Annotated in this window: 15 protein-coding genes and 1 pseudogene; 6 read left to right on the top strand and 10 right to left on the bottom strand. The window is 38.9% G+C overall.

From position 1 onward, the window contains the following. Positions 1-1,064, bottom strand: a 1,064-nt coding sequence (gene istA, locus KI363_RS03975; RefSeq protein ID WP_212965568.1) for an IS21 family transposase, incomplete at its 3' end; no start/stop codon positions are given. Between the two features lie 153 nt (positions 1,065-1,217). On the opposite strand from istA, the pseudogene KI363_RS03970 reads away from it, so the two are divergent. Then, a pseudogene (locus KI363_RS03970) lies at positions 1,218-2,210 on the top strand (MFS transporter); the annotation flags it as partial. A gap of 222 nt (positions 2,211-2,432) precedes the next feature. On the opposite strand, the gene KI363_RS03965 reads toward KI363_RS03970, so the two are convergent. The 3 genes from KI363_RS03965 to KI363_RS03955 are packed head-to-tail and all read right to left on the bottom strand — an operon-like array spanning position 2,433 to position 5,582. Next, entirely contained in the window at positions 2,433-3,476 is a 1,044-nt protein-coding gene (locus tag KI363_RS03965; protein ID WP_158321509.1) for an ABC transporter permease, read from the bottom strand. Continuing rightward, positions 3,463-4,422, bottom strand: a complete 960-nt coding sequence (locus tag KI363_RS03960) for an ABC transporter ATP-binding protein (protein WP_158321508.1) — start codon at positions 4,420-4,422, stop codon at positions 3,463-3,465. The genes KI363_RS03965 and KI363_RS03960 overlap by 14 nt, the downstream gene beginning before the upstream one ends. Continuing rightward, the gene (locus KI363_RS03955) at positions 4,422-5,582 is read right to left on the bottom strand and encodes a COG1470 family protein (protein WP_212965567.1); all 1,161 of its coding nucleotides are present in this window, start codon (positions 5,580-5,582) and stop codon (positions 4,422-4,424) included. Before KI363_RS03955 ends, KI363_RS03960 begins: the two co-directional genes overlap by 1 nt. A gap of 119 nt (positions 5,583-5,701) precedes the next feature. Between KI363_RS03955 and KI363_RS03950 the strand changes: the two genes are divergently transcribed. After that, positions 5,702-6,286, top strand: coding sequence for an RNA polymerase sigma factor (locus KI363_RS03950; protein ID WP_158321506.1), 585 nt, complete (start codon positions 5,702-5,704; stop codon positions 6,284-6,286). Continuing rightward, complete coding sequence (locus tag KI363_RS03945) at positions 6,276-6,998, top strand: zf-HC2 domain-containing protein (protein WP_158321505.1); 723 nt, start codon at positions 6,276-6,278, stop codon at positions 6,996-6,998. Before KI363_RS03950 ends, KI363_RS03945 begins: the two co-directional genes overlap by 11 nt. 450 nt (positions 6,999-7,448) lie before the next feature. On the opposite strand, the gene KI363_RS03940 is transcribed toward KI363_RS03945, so the two are convergent. The 4 genes from KI363_RS03940 to KI363_RS03925 form a co-directional block, all read right to left on the bottom strand. After that, the gene (locus KI363_RS03940) at positions 7,449-9,068 is read right to left on the bottom strand and encodes an ABC-F family ATP-binding cassette domain-containing protein (protein WP_212965566.1); all 1,620 of its coding nucleotides are present in this window, start codon (positions 9,066-9,068) and stop codon (positions 7,449-7,451) included. A 184-nt stretch (positions 9,069-9,252) separates the two neighbouring features. Next, a complete protein-coding gene (locus KI363_RS03935; protein WP_158321503.1) occupies positions 9,253-9,534 on the bottom strand; it encodes a hypothetical protein in 282 nt (93 codons plus the stop codon). A 415-nt stretch (positions 9,535-9,949) separates the two neighbouring features. Next, positions 9,950-11,173: an MFS transporter gene (locus KI363_RS03930; protein WP_158321502.1), complete on the bottom strand. Its 1,224-nt coding sequence runs from the start codon at positions 11,171-11,173 to the stop codon at positions 9,950-9,952. A gap of 12 nt (positions 11,174-11,185) precedes the next feature. Continuing rightward, entirely contained in the window at positions 11,186-11,620 is a 435-nt protein-coding gene (locus tag KI363_RS03925; RefSeq protein WP_306345150.1) for a MarR family winged helix-turn-helix transcriptional regulator, read from the bottom strand. Between the two features lie 334 nt (positions 11,621-11,954). On the opposite strand from KI363_RS03925, the gene KI363_RS03920 reads away from it, so the two are divergent. Next, positions 11,955-13,556, top strand: a complete 1,602-nt coding sequence (locus KI363_RS03920) for a ribonuclease J (protein WP_373306720.1) — start codon at positions 11,955-11,957, stop codon at positions 13,554-13,556. A 79-nt stretch (positions 13,557-13,635) separates the two neighbouring features. On the opposite strand, the gene KI363_RS03915 is transcribed toward KI363_RS03920, so the two are convergent. Then, a complete protein-coding gene (locus tag KI363_RS03915) occupies positions 13,636-14,724 on the bottom strand; it encodes a 5-methyltetrahydropteroyltriglutamate--homocysteine S-methyltransferase (RefSeq protein WP_212965564.1) in 1,089 nt (362 codons plus the stop codon). A 343-nt stretch (positions 14,725-15,067) separates the two neighbouring features. Here KI363_RS03915 and KI363_RS03910 point away from each other — a divergent pair, with 343 nt between their 5' ends. Continuing rightward, the gene (locus KI363_RS03910; protein ID WP_158321499.1) at positions 15,068-15,730 is read left to right on the top strand and encodes a GntR family transcriptional regulator; all 663 of its coding nucleotides are present in this window, start codon (positions 15,068-15,070) and stop codon (positions 15,728-15,730) included. A gap of 102 nt (positions 15,731-15,832) precedes the next feature. Here KI363_RS03910 and brnQ read toward each other — a convergent pair whose 3' ends face one another. Next, a complete protein-coding gene (brnQ, locus tag KI363_RS03905) occupies positions 15,833-17,215 on the bottom strand; it encodes a branched-chain amino acid transport system II carrier protein (RefSeq protein WP_158321554.1) in 1,383 nt (460 codons plus the stop codon). A 389-nt stretch (positions 17,216-17,604) separates the two neighbouring features. Here brnQ and KI363_RS03900 point away from each other — a divergent pair, with 389 nt between their 5' ends. Next, positions 17,605-18,723: an RNA-guided endonuclease InsQ/TnpB family protein gene (locus KI363_RS03900; RefSeq protein WP_246516743.1), complete on the top strand. Its 1,119-nt coding sequence runs from the start codon at positions 17,605-17,607 to the stop codon at positions 18,721-18,723. Positions 18,724-18,809: the final 86 nt, after the last annotated feature.

The following is an 18,809-nucleotide window of genomic DNA, read 5'->3' as shown; positions in this document are numbered from 1 at the left end:
TTCAAAATGGCAATTTCGTTATAAGTAATACGGACTCTAATTTTTTGTTGCGCAAACCTTGGAGATGTCGAATATTGTTTTGTATCTACATTGACGATTCCATATTTGTCTGATTTCAATTCCTCATATCGAGCACATTCAAATCCCTTTTCAGGCAACATAAGAAAGCTATTAAAATCCTCTTCAAACAATTTTGACTGAAGGATCTTTTTATCGTAATGTAGTCGATCACGATCTTTTTCTGCCATTTCCCATAATGTTTCATTGAAATGATCAACGTTTATAATCCTATTTTCCGGTAATAAAAAGTTGTTTCTTACATATTTCACCATGGCTTCTACATGGCCTTTTTCATTGCCTTTACCTGGATTACAAAACTCATACTGAAAACCAAAGTGTAATACAAAGCGTTCAAATGTATCTGTTAATTCACGTTCCCCTTTAGAAAATATTTTGTTCACTGCAGGGGATAAATTATCAAATCGTATCGTCTTCGGAACCCCGCCCATATGTTGAAACATCCGTTGTAAACCTTCCAATAAGCATTCTGTATTTTCCGAAGGAAAAACTTGAAAATAAAAGCTATTACTATACGGAAACGACATCACTAAGTACGGTAAATCGATCGTTTCTGAATCATATTTAAATGGCCCAGTTCCAAAGTCAACTTGAGCTGTACCTGGTATAGATTCAAGAGGTAAGGCTGCCTCTGTCATCGATTCCTTTAATTCCTTTTTTCTTTTGGATACATAGTCGCGTACAGTGCGATCTGACCCTGTAAAGCTATGAAAATCTCTTAATTGTTCATACATTTTTTTAGCTGTTCTCTGATACTTCTTTTTCTTCTTTAAATCTTCTTTAATCCACTTATCTATAATGGGCTTAACTGGCTCCATTACCCGTGCTTTTCGTTTTTGCTTTTTCTTTCTTTTGAACTCTTCCTGATTTGCATACTTACTAACTGTACGTGGGTCAACTTCCATTCTCCTTGCCACATCGGCATAGGATTCCCCTTTTTGATTTACCTCATGTCTGATATAATCAATTTGTGCCACTGCTAACATCTCCTAATATCCTCCTGTCGAACGTTGTTGGTCCAACGAGGAGTTTAAAGTTATTTGGGGGAGTTGGCAAGTGGCTCATTTAATTTATGTATGGCCCTACGGGCCATACATAAATTAAATGCCAAAACCTACATTATTAGTTTGCCATAAACAGGTGAATATGCTGGTGCAATGGTCTATATTGCAGAATCTTCCCCAGACAATAAACGTAATATGCTTGGGAGTGGATTAGAAATTGGGACGCTTACTGGTTATATATTAGCTTCACTATTTGCGAGTATCCTCTTTATCACGCTATCTGACGAGCAGATGGCCTCATGGGGTTGGAGAATACCGTTTCTATTCGGGTTACCTTTAGGACTTGTTGGGTTTTACTTAAGAGGTCATTTAGAAGAAACGCCGATTTTTGAAAATGAACTTTCTGCTGATGAAGTCGAGGAGGAAAGTTTCCTATCTATTTTGAAAAACCACAAAAAGGATATTTTTGTATGTTTTGTAGCTGTTGCGTTCTTTAATATTACAAACTATATGTTATTATCATACATGCCCTCTTATTTGGATGAGATTATTGGATTATCTACTTCAGTAGGAACTGTATTAATTACGATTGTCATGATTATTATGGTGCCGCTTGCTTTCATGTTTGGAAAGCTCGGTGATAAAATTGGAAACAAGGCTGTTTTCTTAATCGGCTTAGGTGGATTAACCCTGTTATCTATCCTCGCTTTTTATTTAATAAACTTGAATGGTTTAGTATTTATTTCTTTAGGTATTCTCATTTTAGGTGTTCTGCTTTCAACTTATGAAGGCACAATGCCCGGAACGTTACCAACGATGTTCTACACAGATATTCGCTACAGAACATTAGCTGTGACCTTTAATGTCTCTGTTTCATTATTTGGTGGGACAACCCCATTAGTTTCAACATGGCTAGTCCACAAAACAGGGAATAATTTAGTACCTGGTTTCTATCTTACAATCGTTAGTATTATTGGGTTTTTAGTGATATTATTCTTATTTAATAACACTTCAGGAAAATCTCTAAAAGGTTCTTACCCAACAGTTGCTACAAAATCTGAGTTTAAAGAAGCCGTTGAAAATCCAAAAGATTCATTATGGTGGGAAACAGAACAAAAAGATAAATAACAGTACCTATTTAAGGATATATTTTTAACAATGCCTATGTTAGGTACAGAAACAATTCTAAATAGTTTCAGTACCTAACACCTTTCAGTCTAGAAGGAAGGGAAAATCTTTATTTTAGATTATCATCCATGCTTTCCGTTGCCTAATGAATCTAAAACAAGACCATGATTGAGAGCCATGGTCTTGTTCCTGTTCACCCTTTAAGCGGGCGCTTTTCCTGACTTAATTCGCCCTAATTTCCTGCCTTGTAAAGACGATATACCCGATTGCGAAGCAAATGAGTGTGGCGGCGATGAGTCCTGTGATTTGCGGCCAAACTAATAGTAAACTTGCTTGTAGTTTCAATGGACTTGCAAGCGAACCTGCAGCTTGCTCCATCGTGATCAGGCTCATACTTCGTGTTGTTGGTGATAGTAAAACACTCGTCATTTCTTGAAATAAGTAATTGGGCGAAAATCGATAGACATTCAGAATCGCATTGTAACGTGACACGTATTCTCCTTGTGTTGAGGCATTTCCTAAATAGGAATTCGTAAACAGCTTCACTACGATTGAAAAGAACACGTTATAGAATAGCCAAATCGCAATACTTGATAATGCAGATGTTGCCTGTTGTTTAAAAATTACCGAAAAAAGAATCGATAAATTTAACCAAAAGGCAATATAGACTATAATTAAAGCAATAAAGCTCATCACTCTCAAGAATTCATCCCAACTAGGAGTAATGCCAAGCATTAAGATCCCAAATGCCATCACAAGAAATCCTAAGGCAAAAAAGAGAATGATATTGATCAGCAAGGCCGCCACGAATTTGGCGTTGATTACATAATCCCTTGGAATCGGTTGAGCCATTAATCGACTTAACGTCCCTCTACTTCTTTCACCATTGATCGCATCAAATCCTAAGGCAATCCCCAATAAAGGTCCGAGAAAACTAACAAATGATACAAAGGATGGTAATGTTCCATCTGAAATCGTAAAGATTTGCAGGAACAAATATGCATTCCGACCAATTTGACTAGCATCTTCATAGGACTCTAACGCTTCTGAGATGGTGGAAACCGCTGTATATAGAGAACCAATACAAGTTAGCAAAATAATCCCTAAAAGGATAATAATTCTCCAACTTGACAGATAATCTGTAAATTCCTTTCCAACAAATCCCCAGAATATATTATTACTGACAGTATCTTTTCTTTCTGTCTGCTTCGTCCTATTTTTCCCGACAAATTTTCCAACTTTTTCTTGGATATTAACTAGGCTCATTTACTTCACGTCCTTCAAAATAACGATGGTAGATTTCATCCAATCCAAAATCCTTCCTAGTTAGTTGATAAAGATCTGAGCCTGATTCAATGATTAATCTACTTATTAAAGGAGATACGTCTTCTTGGCAATGAATATCGAACTGATGATCTTGGACTTTTTCAAGCTTGGTGACGCCCGCCACTTCCTTAATGTTTGCGAGTAGTGTGTCATCGATTGGCGAAGCAGTAACTTGAATCACCATGGAATCTTTGACAAAGAGCTGACGAACCAATTGCTCCAAATTCCCTTGGGCGAGCAATCTCCCATCTACGAAAATACCAACACGATCACAAACTTGCTGGACTTGATGCAAGTGGTGGGAAGATAATAGCACCGTAATGTTTTCCTTTTTGTTTAGTTCTTGGATTAATTGCAGAAAATCGCGTACGCCCTCGGGATCGATCCCTAAAGTGGGTTCATCTAGTATGATAATTTCCGGATTTTTAATCAGTACATCCGCAAGTCCAAGCCTTTGTCTCATCCCTCTTGAATATTCACCAGCTTTTTTATCTGCAGCATCTGAGAGACCCACCTGCTTTAGTAGTTTCGTTGCCCTTTCTTTTGCTTCCTCTTTCGGAATTCCGTTTAATCTAGCTGTAAATAATAGATTATCCATCCCGGTCATATTCGTGTAAAAACCAACATTATCTGGTAAATAGCCGACTTTTCTTTTCACCTCAATCGGGTGTTTCGTTGCGTTAATGCCAGCAACTTTCACACGACCAGAAGTCGGTTCTGTCAAACCAAGCATCATTAAAATGCTCGTTGTTTTTCCTGCCCCATTTGGGCCCAGTAATCCGAAAACTTCCCCTTTATGAATCGAAAGAGATAAATGATCAACAGCAAAATGATTGTGATAGCTTTTAGTAATCTGATCTAGTTCAATGATTGCTTCTGCCATCATTATCTCCTCCCATATTTTCTAATAATCAGATAAAGGCCCACAACCACTCCTGCGATGATAAGGATAGCCACAAATCCCCACAAAGTAGAAGTTTCAACAGAAATTCTAAAAGTAGCATCTGCACTTGCTTGATCCGCTGTTGCTTTAAAGGTTGTCACATAGTCCCCCGCAATGGCATCTTTTGGTGCAGACACCTTTGCTTTAATTGTTTTTGATTTACCAGGCTCAAGTTCGGCAATGGTCGATTCATTGAATTCTGTCTCCCAATTGGTAGGTGTCTCAGCTGTAAGCTCGATATCTACTAATGGAGAAGTACCGGTATTTTTGACAACTAATTCAATGGTTTTGTCATTACCAGCGTTGATCGTATCACTTAATACCTCTGATTTCGTGCTGATCTCTATATCATAAGACCCGGTTACAACCGCTTCTAATTTTAAATCTGAGCTCGAATCATTTGTAGCCGCCGTGATGGGAATATCGTAAGTGCCTGCTTCTACATTTTGCGGTGGTACGGCTTCTACAGTGATGTCTTTGGATGTATTAGGCTCTAGCGAAACAGATGTGACAGATTTTGAATCCGATAGAAAGCGAACAAGCCACCCATCTTTTACATCGCTGCTTAAAGTATAGTCTTGTGTTTTGGTTGTTTTATTGTTTAACGTAACGGTATAAGAAAATGTTTCATCCGCATGCCCTTCTAGATTCGCTTGATCTGTTGTTAGTTCCGATTTAAGTGAACCCTGTTCCTTAACAGAAATGGATAAGGGAACAGATGATTGACTGTTTCCATCTGTAGCCACTAGTTGGAATTCATGATCTCCTTTGTCGGCATCGAGAGGAATGGAAATCTCTACTGTAATCGGTGTTTCGCTATCTCCTTTTACAGACAATTCCTGAATATCCGTTCCATTTGAACTAATGGTGTAATCCCATCCTTTTGGTAGTCCCTCCATGTCAAAGGACATCGTTTGAATGGATGATCCGTTATTGATGACATCAATGTCATAATTCATCTTTTCACCTGGTGAGGCCGTCACTCGGGTATAAGCTGAAAATAAAGAGATGTTGTCCATGGCAAAAGCTCGACTCATTGGGAGCATGGACCCAACTACGATAATCGCAATGGCAAACAACGAAAATAACCTTCTTTTGAGCATGATACATTCCCCCTGTTTTTGTTATTCATATTGGATACGCAGCCCGTTCCATTTTGGATTTGTCAAAAGTGAAAAAAATTGTAAAATGTTAATAAGATCGTCTGTGAGGGGGGGATTCCATGGAGGATAATCAAGAAAGCATCCACTTACTTCAAAGTATCTCTCAAGGTTCTCGTCATGCCTTTGACCTTTTTTATGAAGAATACGTTCAATTTGTTTATAACATTGCCTTCCAGTATACAAAGGATCATGGAGAAACCGAGGACCTCTGTCATGATATCTTTCTGGAAGTATTGCAGAAAGCGGATCAATATAATCCCGCGAAAGGCAGTGTGAGAGCATGGCTTGCGGTGAAAACAAAAAGTCGCTCATTGGATCGCTTACGCAAAAAGAAAGCATTATTAACGAATAGACTAGAAGAATTATTAATTGGAGAGGAAAAAAGCGCAGATGTCGAATTTCTTGCCCAATTAGAGCAATCCATTATTTTCGAGGCGCTGAAATCTATTCCAAACGAGCAACGAGAAGCGATTATTCGATCTTATTTTCAGGGTGAAACCCATAAAGAAATTGCAAGCACCATGAATAAACCATTAGGATCCATCAAGTCCCTTATACGATACGGTTTAAATAATATGCGAAAACAGAAGTCGTTGCTCAACTGGGTCCAATCAGGTGGGGGTGAAAAGAACAATGGCATGTAAACATTCTATGTCTGAACAGACAATCGTTGATTACGTATTAGGCAATATAGCGCCTAACGAGGCAATAAAGGTAAGCACCCATTTAAAAGAATGTGAAAACTGTCAACAAGTGTTCAAACATTGGCAAAGTGTTCTACTTTCAGAGAAAGAGCAGTCCTATTCTCCTTCTCCTATACTGAAGGAAAAGATCTGGGAGAGTTTTGAAACGAAACAAAAAAGAAAAGGGATGCCTCTTTCAAGTAAAAAAATCTTTTCAATGGCCTCCTTCGCTGCAATTGTTTGTCTATTTGTCGGCCTGTTTTATTATAATCAAAATAATGCGGGAAAAGGTTCTGTGCATATCGCACAATATAATGAAGCAAATATCCAAGATTTCCAGGAAAAACCCGATACCCAGCAATTAAATATTATTCCGGTGTCCAATAAGGAAAGGGTAGAGGGGAATATATGGATCAATCAAATGACAGACCAAATGTTTTTAGAGGTAGATGGATTAAGACCGTTAAATGACCAAGACTACCAACTATGGATTCTTTATAACAACGATAATATTCAACACAAAATCATGCCAATTGAAGATGGCTCAACCCGAATCCTTATTCAAGGTAAGGATTTCAGCCATTTGAAACGAATTAAAGCAAGTATTGAACCTAAAGGTGGCAGCATCGTTCAAACTGGGCCGGATACTTTTATCGTTGAGGTGAAATATTAAGTGCTCAGGGAAAATAAATAATGACCATAATGCAATAACTTATGGGGTAGCTCCAATTTTTCGCTGTTGAGCAAATTATAAAATTTTAGCTTGTGGATAAGTTCTAAATGTGGGTGTTGACGTCCGGCTCCAGCGCCCAGCGACTAGCAAACTTTCGGTGCCTTCCTACGATAAGTCAACATCAGCTCGCCTTTCAATGTCTAGCTGCAGGCGGTAGGGGCTCGAGGTCAAATAACCTGGAATCCTGGAAGGGTAAGAACGCCCTTCCAGGATTCCAGAACATTTGCTTGTCGCCCCTGAACAACCGCCTTCCGCTTTTCGTAGCTCGCTGTGTTTCCTTTATCTCGTCAGGCCCCTAAAAAGTTTGTACGTCGCTAAACGGGCGCTTGCGCCTTTGTTCCTAAAACAAATGCCAGGAACTAACACAATTTAGCCCCTGGCATAGTTTGATTAAGCGTACATTTCAGCTACTTGTTTTTGTAATTTCTCATCTTCAAGATATTCATTGTACGCCATTTGTTTATCGATCAAACCATTCGGTGTAATTTCGATAATGCGGTTTGCAATCGACTGTATAAATTGGTAGTCGTGGGAAGCAAAAATAATCGAGCCTTTAAATTTAATTAACCCATTATTTAACGCTGTGATCGACTCTAAATCAAGGTGGTTCGTTGGCTCATCAAGTAGAAGGACATTGGCCTCTGTAAGCATCATTTTCGAAAGCATGCAACGAACTTTTTCTCCCCCTGAAAGAACATTGGCCTTTTTTAGTGCTTCTTCGCCTGAGAAGAGCATTCTTCCAAGAAATCCTCTTAAAAAGCTTTCCGTCTGATCGTTTGGTGAATATTGACGCAGCCAATCGACAAGAGGAAGTTCACTACCTTCAAAATATTCCGCATTATCCTTTGGAAAGTAGGATTGTGAGGTTGTCACACCCCATTTGAATTCCCCTTCATCAGCTTCCATTTCACCCATCAAGATTTTAAATAAGGTTGTTTTTGCGATTTCGTTATTACCTACAAGCGCAATTTTATCATCCTTATTCATAGTAAAGCTAATACGATCAAGCACTTTAACACCATCAATAGTTTTAGATAAGTCTTTCACGGTTAACAGATCATTCCCGATTTCACGTCCTTGTGTAAAAGCAATATAAGGATAGCGGCGGGACGAAGGTTTAATATCTTCAGGTGTAATTTTTTCCAATAATTTCTTACGGGATGTTGCTTGTTTTGATTTCGCCGCATTCGCGCTAAATCGGGCAATAAATTTCTTTAATTCTTCGATTTGAGCTTCCTTTTTTGCATTGCGGTCTTGAGCCAATTTTGTTGCGAGTTGACTAGATTCATACCAGAAGTCATAATTACCAACGTAAATTTCAATTTTACCAAAATCAAGATCAGCAATGTGGGTACAAACCCTATTTAGAAAATGACGATCATGGGAAACAACGATAACCGTATTTTCAAAATTCATGAGAAATTCCTCTAGCCACTGAATCGCTTTTAGATCAAGGTGGTTCGTCGGCTCGTCAAGAAGCAGGATATCAGGATTTCCAAATAGAGCTTGTGCGAGAAGCACCTTTACCTTTTGACTGCCGGTAAGCTCAGCCATTTTCTTGGAATGGAGTTCTTCATCGATTCCAAGACCTTTTAAAAGAATCGCAGCACTAGATTCCGCTTCCCATCCATTTAATTCTGCAAATTCACCTTCAAGTTCGGCAGCCTTAATACCGTCTTCATCTGTGAAATCCGATTTCATATAAATGGCGTCTTTTTCTTTCATGATTTGATAGAGTCGTTCATGCCCCATGATCACAAGCTGAAGCACTTCAAATTCTTCATATTCGAAATGGTTTTGTTTTAAAACGGTAAGGCGCTCATTTGGACCGAGACTGACATTCCCAGTTTGTGGCTCAATGTCACCAGAGAGAATCTTAAGAAACGTTGATTTGCCTGCTCCGTTCGCACCAATTAACCCATAGCAATTACCTAGGGTGAATTTAATATTGACATCCTCAAATAATTTTCGATCCCCATATTGTAAACTTACATTATTAACAGTCAGCATATATGCATAATTCCTCCAAAGAAATGATTATCACAGCAAGCTTATGCGTTTTAACTAAGTAAGTCAATGATCTTGAGCTGATTTACTGTAATTAGGTTGGGCGAGATTTTAAAATAAATGTTTGGGAATATGGGGAAAGCCACTTACTGAAACGATTCACAATGATTTCAGTAACTGGCACCCTTTATCTTAAAAATAAACGTTCACTTTTCCTTCGTTCGTTTTCAATGCTTCGTTCTATCCTTCTTTGTTCCGCACGATATAACATAACTAATTGCCGAGCTTTGCCTTCGTATTTTTCGTTAACAGATATGGCAATGTTATTCTCCCCTCTTCCAAACCAAAGGGCTGTTTGCCAATCAATCGGCGCCGAATATTTTGGCCTAAGGTCACTATTTTTCAATAGCGCAAAAATACGATGGGATTCCCCTATACCTTTTTCATTCGCTTCATATATTGTTACCATCCCTTTGGAGCTCTTAACTAAATAAATGGCTATGGCGATTAATATAAAAAATATGAATAGAGACAATGGGTATCACCTTTCCGGCAAAATATTCTAGTTATAATGTTAACGTTTACTTGACCATTTCACCATCACTAAAGTAAATTGCAGTTTGCCAATCAGTCGAAGCCGAGTACTGTCATCTAAATAAACTATTTTTTCAATCAGGCAAACACAGGCTGAAACTTCCTTAATTTTCCAGTTTAAATTAGTTATTCCCAGAATGAGGGTCTGTAAACATAACCCATTAATACCAATAATTGGGGTATAATCCTTTTGCTATGTACTAAAATAGTTTACGGATTGTCTCAGTACAGTTATCGAACAAAAAAGTCCTAGGTGGTCCTTATTTCACCGAGGACAAGTATATTATTTTTTAACTCAATTCTTCTGAATTTGTTGTTGCAGGTTCTATATTGGCTAAAATTGAATTTTCCTTTTTGCCATGTAAGAAGTAGTAAAGAATGATCGTAGCAAGGACCATTACTCCCATAATGATATACAAAGTGCTATATCCCGTTAAGGGGATGACGAATCCTAACAGATACGGACCAAATCCAAGTCCTGCATCTAATGCAATATAGTAAGTGGATGTAGCCAATCCCATCCGATGCGGCGGTGTCATCTTCACGGCAATCGCTTGTGTGGTTGATTGCATATTACCAAAACCAAGACCAATCAAGACACCGGCTAGTAATAGTGAGATGCTGTTGGCCACGGTACTTAACAGTAGTAACCCTGCTCCAAATAGGATGAAGGCGGGATACATGATTGAATTTGCTCCTTTTACGTCCATTAAGCGTCCAGTGAATGGGCGAGATACTAAGATCGCTATGGCATAAACGACAAAAAACAGGCTTGCTGTATCGACCAAGTCAATCTCAATCGCATAGAAATTAATAAAGGATAGAACACTTGAATACCCAAGCGATAGGAGAATAACAACGAGCGCAATGGGGAAGGCTTTTGGTTCCAGAAATTCAGATAGCTTCCATTTTTTACTGGCCACTTCTTTGGGTGGTTTACTAACTTCTGGTATGTTTACAAATAGAGAGATAATAAAGCTAATGATTCCGAGTGCAAGACAGAAGCCAAAGATTGATTCAAAACTGGTGTGTTGGCTCATATAGATTCCGATGAAAGGGCCGATAGCTGTAGCCAGTGTAATACTCATACTGAAAAAGCCGATTCCTTCACCTTTACGCTCACCAGGTATCACCTCAGCAACAATAGTTCCTGTTGCCGTACTTGCCATTCCTAATGCAATTCCATGTAATAAACGAGTAATCAGCAAAACTGTAATCCCTGCGTGGATAAAATATAAAAGGGATGTCAAAATAAAAAAGATCAGACCAAAATATAACATCTTTTTATTGCCAATGGATGTAATCATCCGGCCAATGAACAAGCGCCCTATTAAAGTTCCAATAATAAAAATACCTGTAACAAGTCCGGCCTGACTTTCCGAAACATGAAATTCCTCAACGGCATAGACGGCCATTGTTACTAACAATAAATAAAAAACTAAGTATAGGAAAAAATTAGCCGCTGATACGATTATAAAGTCTTTCGTCCATAATTTTGAGCTCGATTGATTCATAGCTCCATCTCCTTACTTCATTAGGTTGCTTCTCACTTTTTCCATGATTTGAATGATTTTCTGTTGTTCTTCTTCCGATATGCCTTTTAAACATTCCTCTTCGAACTGATCAATGGTGACACGAACTTGCTCGTAAACCGTTCTGCCAAGAATCGTCAACTGCATTCGTTTTTCGCGCTTATCTTTGCCTGCGAGTTGCTCTACATAGCCCAATTCCTCTAATCGCGAAAAGGTCCTCGTGATGGTTGGTTTCTCCACACCTTGATAATTCGCAATTTCTACAAGCGTCGCTGAGCCAAAATTATATAAATAGTACAAGATCGTCCATTGGGCTCGATGCAGCTTATGCTTGTTTAGCTCGACATTCAGCTGATTTTCAAACGGACGATATAACATCATCAATTGGTGAAAGAATTTTTGTCCAGATTGTATGGGAATCACCTCCACAATTAGTTACTATAGGTAACTGTTATCTTAGGTAACTATAAAATCTTATCAGCTATTTTTAATAATGTCAATAGTCGTATTAGGACTTTATTAGAAGGGGAATTGTGTTCATTAGGCTGTCTCTTGTAAAAGTACAAGCATGTGAGAATTTTTATCCATAAGCATCCTTCCTCATCTTATCCTAGTGGGGGACAGTCTCTTTTAGGAATGAAGCAATTTTAAAGAAGGCATACTAATACTATCTTTTTTCAAGGTAGGAGGGATTCGTTTGAGTAAAGGTAAGGATACGTTGTCGATCTTTGCTTTAGGTGGCTTGAATGAAATTGGGAAAAATATGTATGCCATTCAATACGGTGAGGATATTGTCATAATTGATTGTGGGAATAAGTTTCCGGATGAAAGTTTATTAGGTGTTGATCTAATCATCCCCGATATCACGTACTTAGTAGATAATAAGGAAAAAGTAAGGGCATTAATTATTACCCATGGACATGAGGATCATATTGGGGGAATTCCCTTTTTCTTAAAACAATTGAATATCCCTGTTTATGCTACACGTTTTACTCTTGGATTAATTGAAATCAAATTAAAGGAACATAAACTTCTGCGGGAAAGTGAATTGATTGAAATCAATCCAAACTCGAAATTGAAGTTCGGCCAAATGGAGGTCAGTTTTTTCAAGGTATTTCATAGTATTCCTGATTGTGTAGGGGTTGTATTTCAGACACCAGAAGGGAATATTGTACATACGGGGGATTTTAAGTTTGATTTAACACCAGCCAATCAAGAGTATTCGGATATTCATCGAATGGCGGAAATCGGGAGAGAGGGTGTTTTGCTTTTATTATCGGAGAGTACAAATGCCGAACGTCCTGGTTTCACTCCATCGGAACGAATGGTTGGGAAACATTTAGAACAAGCATTCATAAAGGCAGATGGCAAAGTGTTTGTAACAACATTTGCATCCAATGTGAGCCGTCTTCAACAAGTGATCAACGCCGCACAAAAAACGAATCGCAAACTGGCTTTACTTGGAAGAACGATGGTCAATGTCGTAAAAGTCGCGATGGATTATGGGTATTTAACTGTACCAGATGAAATGCTTATTGAACCACGTGAGGTCAATGAATGGCCTTCTGAGAAGGTGGCGATTCTTTGCACAGGAAGTCAAGGGGAACCGTTGGCTGCACTTGCGCGTCTATCTACGGGAGACTTCCGCGATGTCGAGGTAGATCCAGGCGATACGGTGATTTTTGCAGCGGGTCCCATCCCTGGAAATGAACGAGGAATTACGACCATCGTTGACAACTTATATGCGCTCGGGGCTCATGTCATTTATGGATCAGGAAGTACTTCAGGTATGCATGTTTCAGGCCATGGTTATCAAGAAGATTTAAAATTAATGTTAACCTTCATGAGGCCCCAATATTTTATACCGATTCATGGGGAGTACCGTATGTTGCACCATCACCGGATGTTAGCGGAATCGGTTGGCGTCGAGGAAGGAAATACGTTTATCTTGAAAAATGGTGATGTCTTGGATATAGAAGAATCGATTCCGCGCCAGACTCGTACGATTCCAGTAGGAAACACATATGTAGATGGAGGCGAAGTTGGCGATTTGGAGTATGTGTTACGTGACAGGAAACAGCTTTCAGAAGACGGCATGCTGATGATTATTATTACGATCGATAAGGAGGAAGGAGAGCTTCAGGCTGACCCTGAGATTCTTTCTCGCGGATTTACGGATGGGAATTTCTCAAAGCTTCGGAAAGAAGTAAACCGAATTACGATGGAAACGATTCGAGAACTACAAGCAGAAAATCGAATCAAACGAAATATTATTAAAAAACAAATCAAGAAAAACATCCGACAATTTGTATATACACATGCAAAGAAAAAGCCAATGATTGTACCGATTTTGATTGAGGTTTAGTTTGTTGGCATATAAAAAAGAAAGAAAAGCACCAAGTCCCCAAGCAATTCCAACTTGCCTGGGGACTGGTACATTGAATTCATTCCCAAATTTCTTTGGCTGTATCCACTACAAATTTTAATTTCTCCCATTGTTCTTCTTCTGTTAGAATATTGCCGTGATGGGTGGAAGCAAAGCCACATTGTGGGCTCAAGCAAAGTTGTTCTAAAGGTACATACTTTGTTGCTTCTTGAACTCTTGCTTTAATCGCTTCTTTGTCTTCTAATTGACCCGTTTTTGAAGTCACTAATCCTAGAACGACTCTTGGCCCACCCTTAGGTATATATTTAAGAGGTTCAAAGGAGCCTGAGCGTTCATCGTCATATTCTAAGAAAAACCCGTCCACTTTTTCATTCGCAAAGACAATCGGTGCGACAGTATCATAACCTCCTGAGAACGAGTAGTCAGAGCGATAGTTCCCCCTGCATACATGGGTTGTCACAGTCAGATCTTCTGGTTTCCCTTCAAGGACGCCGTTCACAACTCTTACTGCTAATTCAGCTAGATATTTCTTTTCTTCTGGAGGAAAGTCAGCTGTTGCAATAACCGCTAAATATACATCATCTAATTGAAGATAGCGTATGCCAATTCGATAGAACTCCCGTATGGTTTTTCTATATGCCTCAATAATATCTGATGCAAACTCTTCATAGTCTTTGTATTGTCCATTGATGATGTCTGGGTGGAAGAATTGGTTCGGACTTGGAATTGTAAACTTCACAACAGCCCGATCGCCAACAATGTCTAATAGCTCTTTCGCTTGTTGGAAGAACGGATGATTCGGATTGTACGCCACTTTATCGACAAGCCTCACAGCATAAGGGTCTGTTTCTTGTTTTGAAAAATTATATCCATGTTCCGGAATATACCCTTCAGCCCCTAATAGATGTTCCATAAAAGTAGAATGCCACCAGTCACGACCAAATTCCCCTTCGGTTACGACTTGTAACCCAGCCTCAATTTGTTTATCAATGGCTCGCTTAATTTCCTGTAATTCAACTTCATGAAGCTGTTCAGCCGAGATTTTTCCGTCCTTAAAGTCCTTTTTCGCCTTTTTAAGATTTTCCGGCCGTAATAAACTTCCTACTTGATCCGCCCTAAATGGAGTCTGAACGAGTGTCTTTGTCATAAATATCCCCCTATCGGTAATGTACATTAGGTCTACAGGATGTAGATCACAAAGGCGTTGCGCCAGAACGGCGCGAACTTAGCCTTTTATCATTGAAATTAGTTTACCATTGAAAAAATGTTATAGGTAACATATAAATTTTATCCCTCGTTATAGCTTTAGACTATATCAAATAGTTTAAGTTCCCGATTTGTAAATTATATTTGCGCTGACTTTCAACAATGAATCTCTTATTCATGTAGATATTCTTCAACTGATCTTGGTGCTGAGTAGGAAGTGACAGGTAGTGCAATATATTGTATACTCAATATTAAAAAGGGTTATGTAAGGGGGATAAATAGCTATGCCGATACCTTCAGATCATTTAAAACCAATTCGGCTAACGGCAAAGGAATCTGCTTTTAGTCAACTGCAACAATGGATTATTGAGGGAACGCTTCAGCCGGGTGAGAAGTTGAATGATACAGAACTAGCGAAAGCTCTTGGGGTTAGTAGGACACCCGTTAGGGAATCATTACAATTGCTAGAAGTACAGGGACTTGTAAAAATGTATCCGGGCAAGGCTACTCAGGTAACGGAAGTGGATAGGGAATCCATCAAAGATTTACTGCCACCCTTGGCGGCGTTACAATCTCTGTCTGTCGAATTAGCTATCTCACATTTAACAGATGAAGTTGTGGCTTTACTAGAAAATACAAACGAACGGTTTGCGAAGGCGATCCGATCGGAAAATTATTATTCGGCCTTGAAAATTGATGAAGAATTTCACCAAATTATTGTCGATGCGGCAAAAAATAGCTATATACAATCAATGCTCGCATCGTTGCAGCCGCACGTAAGCAGATTATTCTTTTACAACTCCATTATTTTGACCGAAAAATCCATAGCCGAACATGCTGACATTGTTAAGTTCATGAAGAATGGGGATGGTGTGAAGGCCTCTTCCATCATGAAGAACAATTGGTTGCGCGCTATTGAGGAATTCCAAACTTCCCAATCAACATGACGGAAGTCAATCCTTATAAATCATAATGGCAATAATAAAAAGCAGGGCATTTTAAAAAGTTGCGCCTGCTTTTTATATTTTGCAGAGATAAAAAAGCTTTAGTTAATAATGATGAGGCTCCATTTCATTTTGTGCCTCTACTTTGGATGGACTTATTATTCGAATTACGATCGATGTAATTATCATAATGATCAAGGCAGGTAGTAACCATCCAAGTCCTTTGTCATACATGGGTAGTGTTTTTTCGTAGAATGACAGGAACGGCGTCATCCATTCGAAATTATCTATTTTTAATGATTTACATAAAGCTTTCAAACCATCAAAAATACTAACCAAAAACGTAACAACGGTCGTTAACACATAGACTACGCGCTTATGATGAAATAACGGAGATAGAAAGGCTAAAATCATCAATACAATGGCCAGTGGATAAAGAAACATTAGAACTGGAACGGAGTATGTGATAATATTTGTTAGTCCAAAGTTAGCGAACACAAAGGTAAGGACAGAGAAAAATACAACCAACGACTTATAGCTGAATCTTGGAAATAGTGTTTGAAAATACTCGGCACATGCTGTTGTTAACCCAATGGCTGTTGTTAAACATGCCAGTGTAATCAAAACCGCCAACATGACCATGCCAAAAGCTCCGAAATAATAGGAAGTAGCGTTGCTTAGGACTGGCCCGCCGTTGTCAAAGAATCCAAAGGCTTCTGTGCCCGTTGCCCCCAGATAGGCAATGCCAATATAAATAGCGCCGAGTAACGTGATAGCAATTAAACCTGATTTTACCGTAGCACTAAGGATCCCGCTCTTTGAGGTTATGCCTAGTGAACGGACAGAGCTGATCACGATAATCCCGAATACAAGAGAAGCGAGTGCATCCATTGTGTTATATCCATCGAGAAATCCAGTTACAAACGCTCCATTTGTATAGCCACCGACTGGGTCCTGAATGGCACCTATTGGTCTTATCATCACCATAAACAATAGAATGGCGAGAAGGATGACAATACCTGGGGCCAATATCTTTCCAACATTATCAACAATCTTTGCAGGATTCAACGAAAACCAAAGAGTAGCAGCGAAAAACAAAAATGAAAAAATTAGTAATCCACCTTGTTGAAATCCATCACTTACGAAAGGGGCAATCCCCACTTCATAGGCAACTGTACCAGTACGTGGTGATGCAAAAAATGGGCCGATCGTTAAATAGAGAAGGCAGGTGAATAAGACGCCATACGTTGGACTTACTCTACTAGCAAGCTCCTGTAGGTTGCGGCTTCCAGAAAAACCTATCGCCAAAACCCCAAGTAGCGGTAAGCCGACGCCGGTAATCAGAAATCCTAGTACAGCTGGCCAAAGATTTGATCCAGCATTTTGACCTAATAGTGCCGGAAATATTAGGTTCCCTGCACCAAAGAATAAGGCAAATAACATAACGCCGATGGCAATATATTTAGAAAAAGGTACTTTTTCCTTTATCATATCTGTTCCCTCCATAGATGACTAAAATCTTTTACTTTTAGCTATATGCAATATATTAGAGGAGTCTATGATACTATCTTTCACCATAAAATACAATATATTACGGAGAAATCTTTAGAAAATGGATCTTCCAGATTTTAACAGGAAAAGAAGAAATCATCGTGTCAGGTGCACACCAGAAACTTTTACAAAATAAGAGGTTTTATTTTGATATGTATGAGAGTCAGTTTAACTTCACTCCGAAAGAATTCTTCCTCTTCAATCGTGTGAAAGGCGTGGTCCAACGATAAGGGGGAGATGAATTTCGGTTGGCGTAAACCAAAGGCTTTTATTTCCGGAACTAATGTTCTATAATGTGGTTAGATATAGCAGAGGAGGTGAGGGCTGTGTTGGTCAATCAAAAATATGAGATTTTCCCAACAGAAAAACAAAAAGAAACGTTAGATCGTTGGCTCCAATACTGCCGTCAAACTTATAACTCTGCCCTTTTAGATAAAGAGCGCAAATATAAACAAAACAGGGAAAATTACAACCGTTATGACATGCAAAAACAATTAACATTGGATAAAAGAAAATATCCATTTCTAAAAGAAATGCCCTCCCAGCCTCTGCAGGAAGTATTTGTGCGATTACAAAAAGCCTTTGAGAATTTCTTTCGCAAAAACGCCAGATATCCAAAACGGAAAAAATACAAAGAGTATACGAGTATGACGTTCCCTCAATTTGGATTCAACAAGAAAGGGAATCGAATGGCGATGTCCTTTTCCAGCAATGGAAAATTATATAATACAAGGTTAGGAGAAATAGATATTTTGCTTCATAGACCACTAGAAGGAATAATCAAGCAACTGATTGTCAAACGTCAAGGAAACAGGTGGTATGCTATTTTCTGTGTCGAAGGACAAGCGCCGCCAACTACTTTGGATATACATAATGCAATAGGAATTGACGTTGGAATCAATAAATATGCCGTTCTTTCTAATGGACTAGAGTATGAGAATCCAAGATTTCTTCGCAAAAAGGAAAAGCAATTAAAGAAAACTCAGCGAAGACTTTCCAAAAAGAAAAAGGGCTCGGCGAACTATTTCAAGCAAGTACAACGAGTTCGTCAATTACATGAGAAAGTGGGGAACCAACGTAGGGACTTTCTTCATAAATTAAGTTACAACTTGACGAAGGAATATTCGGTTATTGCTGTGGAGAATCTAAATATACGAAACATGGTTCGGAACAGAAAGTTAGCAAAGTCTATTTCGGACGCAGGCTGGGGTATGTTTCGAAACATGCTCACATACAAATGCGAAAGAAATGGAGGCGTTCTGATCAAGGTAGACCCAAAATTCACTTCACAAGATTGCTCCAGTTGTACCAATCTTGTGAAAAAGTCCCTATCTATTCGTACGCATATTTGCACGAAATGCGGGATGATACTTGATCGCGACCATAATGCAAGTCGAAATATCTTACAAAAAGCATTAGATGAGTTACTTACCATAACGGAATAGCTATCACTGTAGGGCAAGGTTGTGTCCGAACAGTATAATCTACGCCTGTGGAGACTGTGTAAGACCTATTGGGACAACCCCAATAG

The organism is Lederbergia ruris (assembly GCF_018332955.1).
GTDB lineage: Bacteria > Bacillota > Bacilli > Bacillales > Bacillaceae_C > Lederbergia > Lederbergia ruris.
This window is presented reverse-complemented; position numbering and strand designations above follow the sequence as displayed.

Bases quoted from the DNA above. Each gene is read 5' to 3' on its own strand.
- KI363_RS03965 (WP_158321509.1), bottom strand. From the start codon at position 3,476: ATGAGCCTAGTTAATATCCAAGAAAAAGTTGGAAAATTTGTCGGGAAA.
- KI363_RS03960 (WP_158321508.1), bottom strand. From the start codon at position 4,422: ATGATGGCAGAAGCAATCATTGAACTAGATCAGATTACTAAAAGCTAT.
- KI363_RS03955 (WP_212965567.1), bottom strand. From the start codon at position 5,582: ATGCTCAAAAGAAGGTTATTTTCGTTGTTTGCCATTGCGATTATCGTA.
- KI363_RS03950 (WP_158321506.1), top strand. From the start codon at position 5,702: ATGGAGGATAATCAAGAAAGCATCCACTTACTTCAAAGTATCTCTCAA.
- KI363_RS03945 (WP_158321505.1), top strand. From the start codon at position 6,276: ATGGCATGTAAACATTCTATGTCTGAACAGACAATCGTTGATTACGTA.
- KI363_RS03940 (WP_212965566.1), bottom strand. From the start codon at position 9,068: ATGCTGACTGTTAATAATGTAAGTTTACAATATGGGGATCGAAAATTA.
- KI363_RS03935 (WP_158321503.1), bottom strand. From the start codon at position 9,534: ATGGTAACAATATATGAAGCGAATGAAAAAGGTATAGGGGAATCCCAT.
- KI363_RS03930 (WP_158321502.1), bottom strand. From the start codon at position 11,173: ATGAATCAATCGAGCTCAAAATTATGGACGAAAGACTTTATAATCGTA.
- KI363_RS03920 (WP_373306720.1), top strand. From the start codon at position 11,955: ATGTATGCCATTCAATACGGTGAGGATATTGTCATAATTGATTGTGGG.
- KI363_RS03915 (WP_212965564.1), bottom strand. From the start codon at position 14,724: ATGACAAAGACACTCGTTCAGACTCCATTTAGGGCGGATCAAGTAGGA.
- KI363_RS03910 (WP_158321499.1), top strand. From the start codon at position 15,068: ATGCCGATACCTTCAGATCATTTAAAACCAATTCGGCTAACGGCAAAG.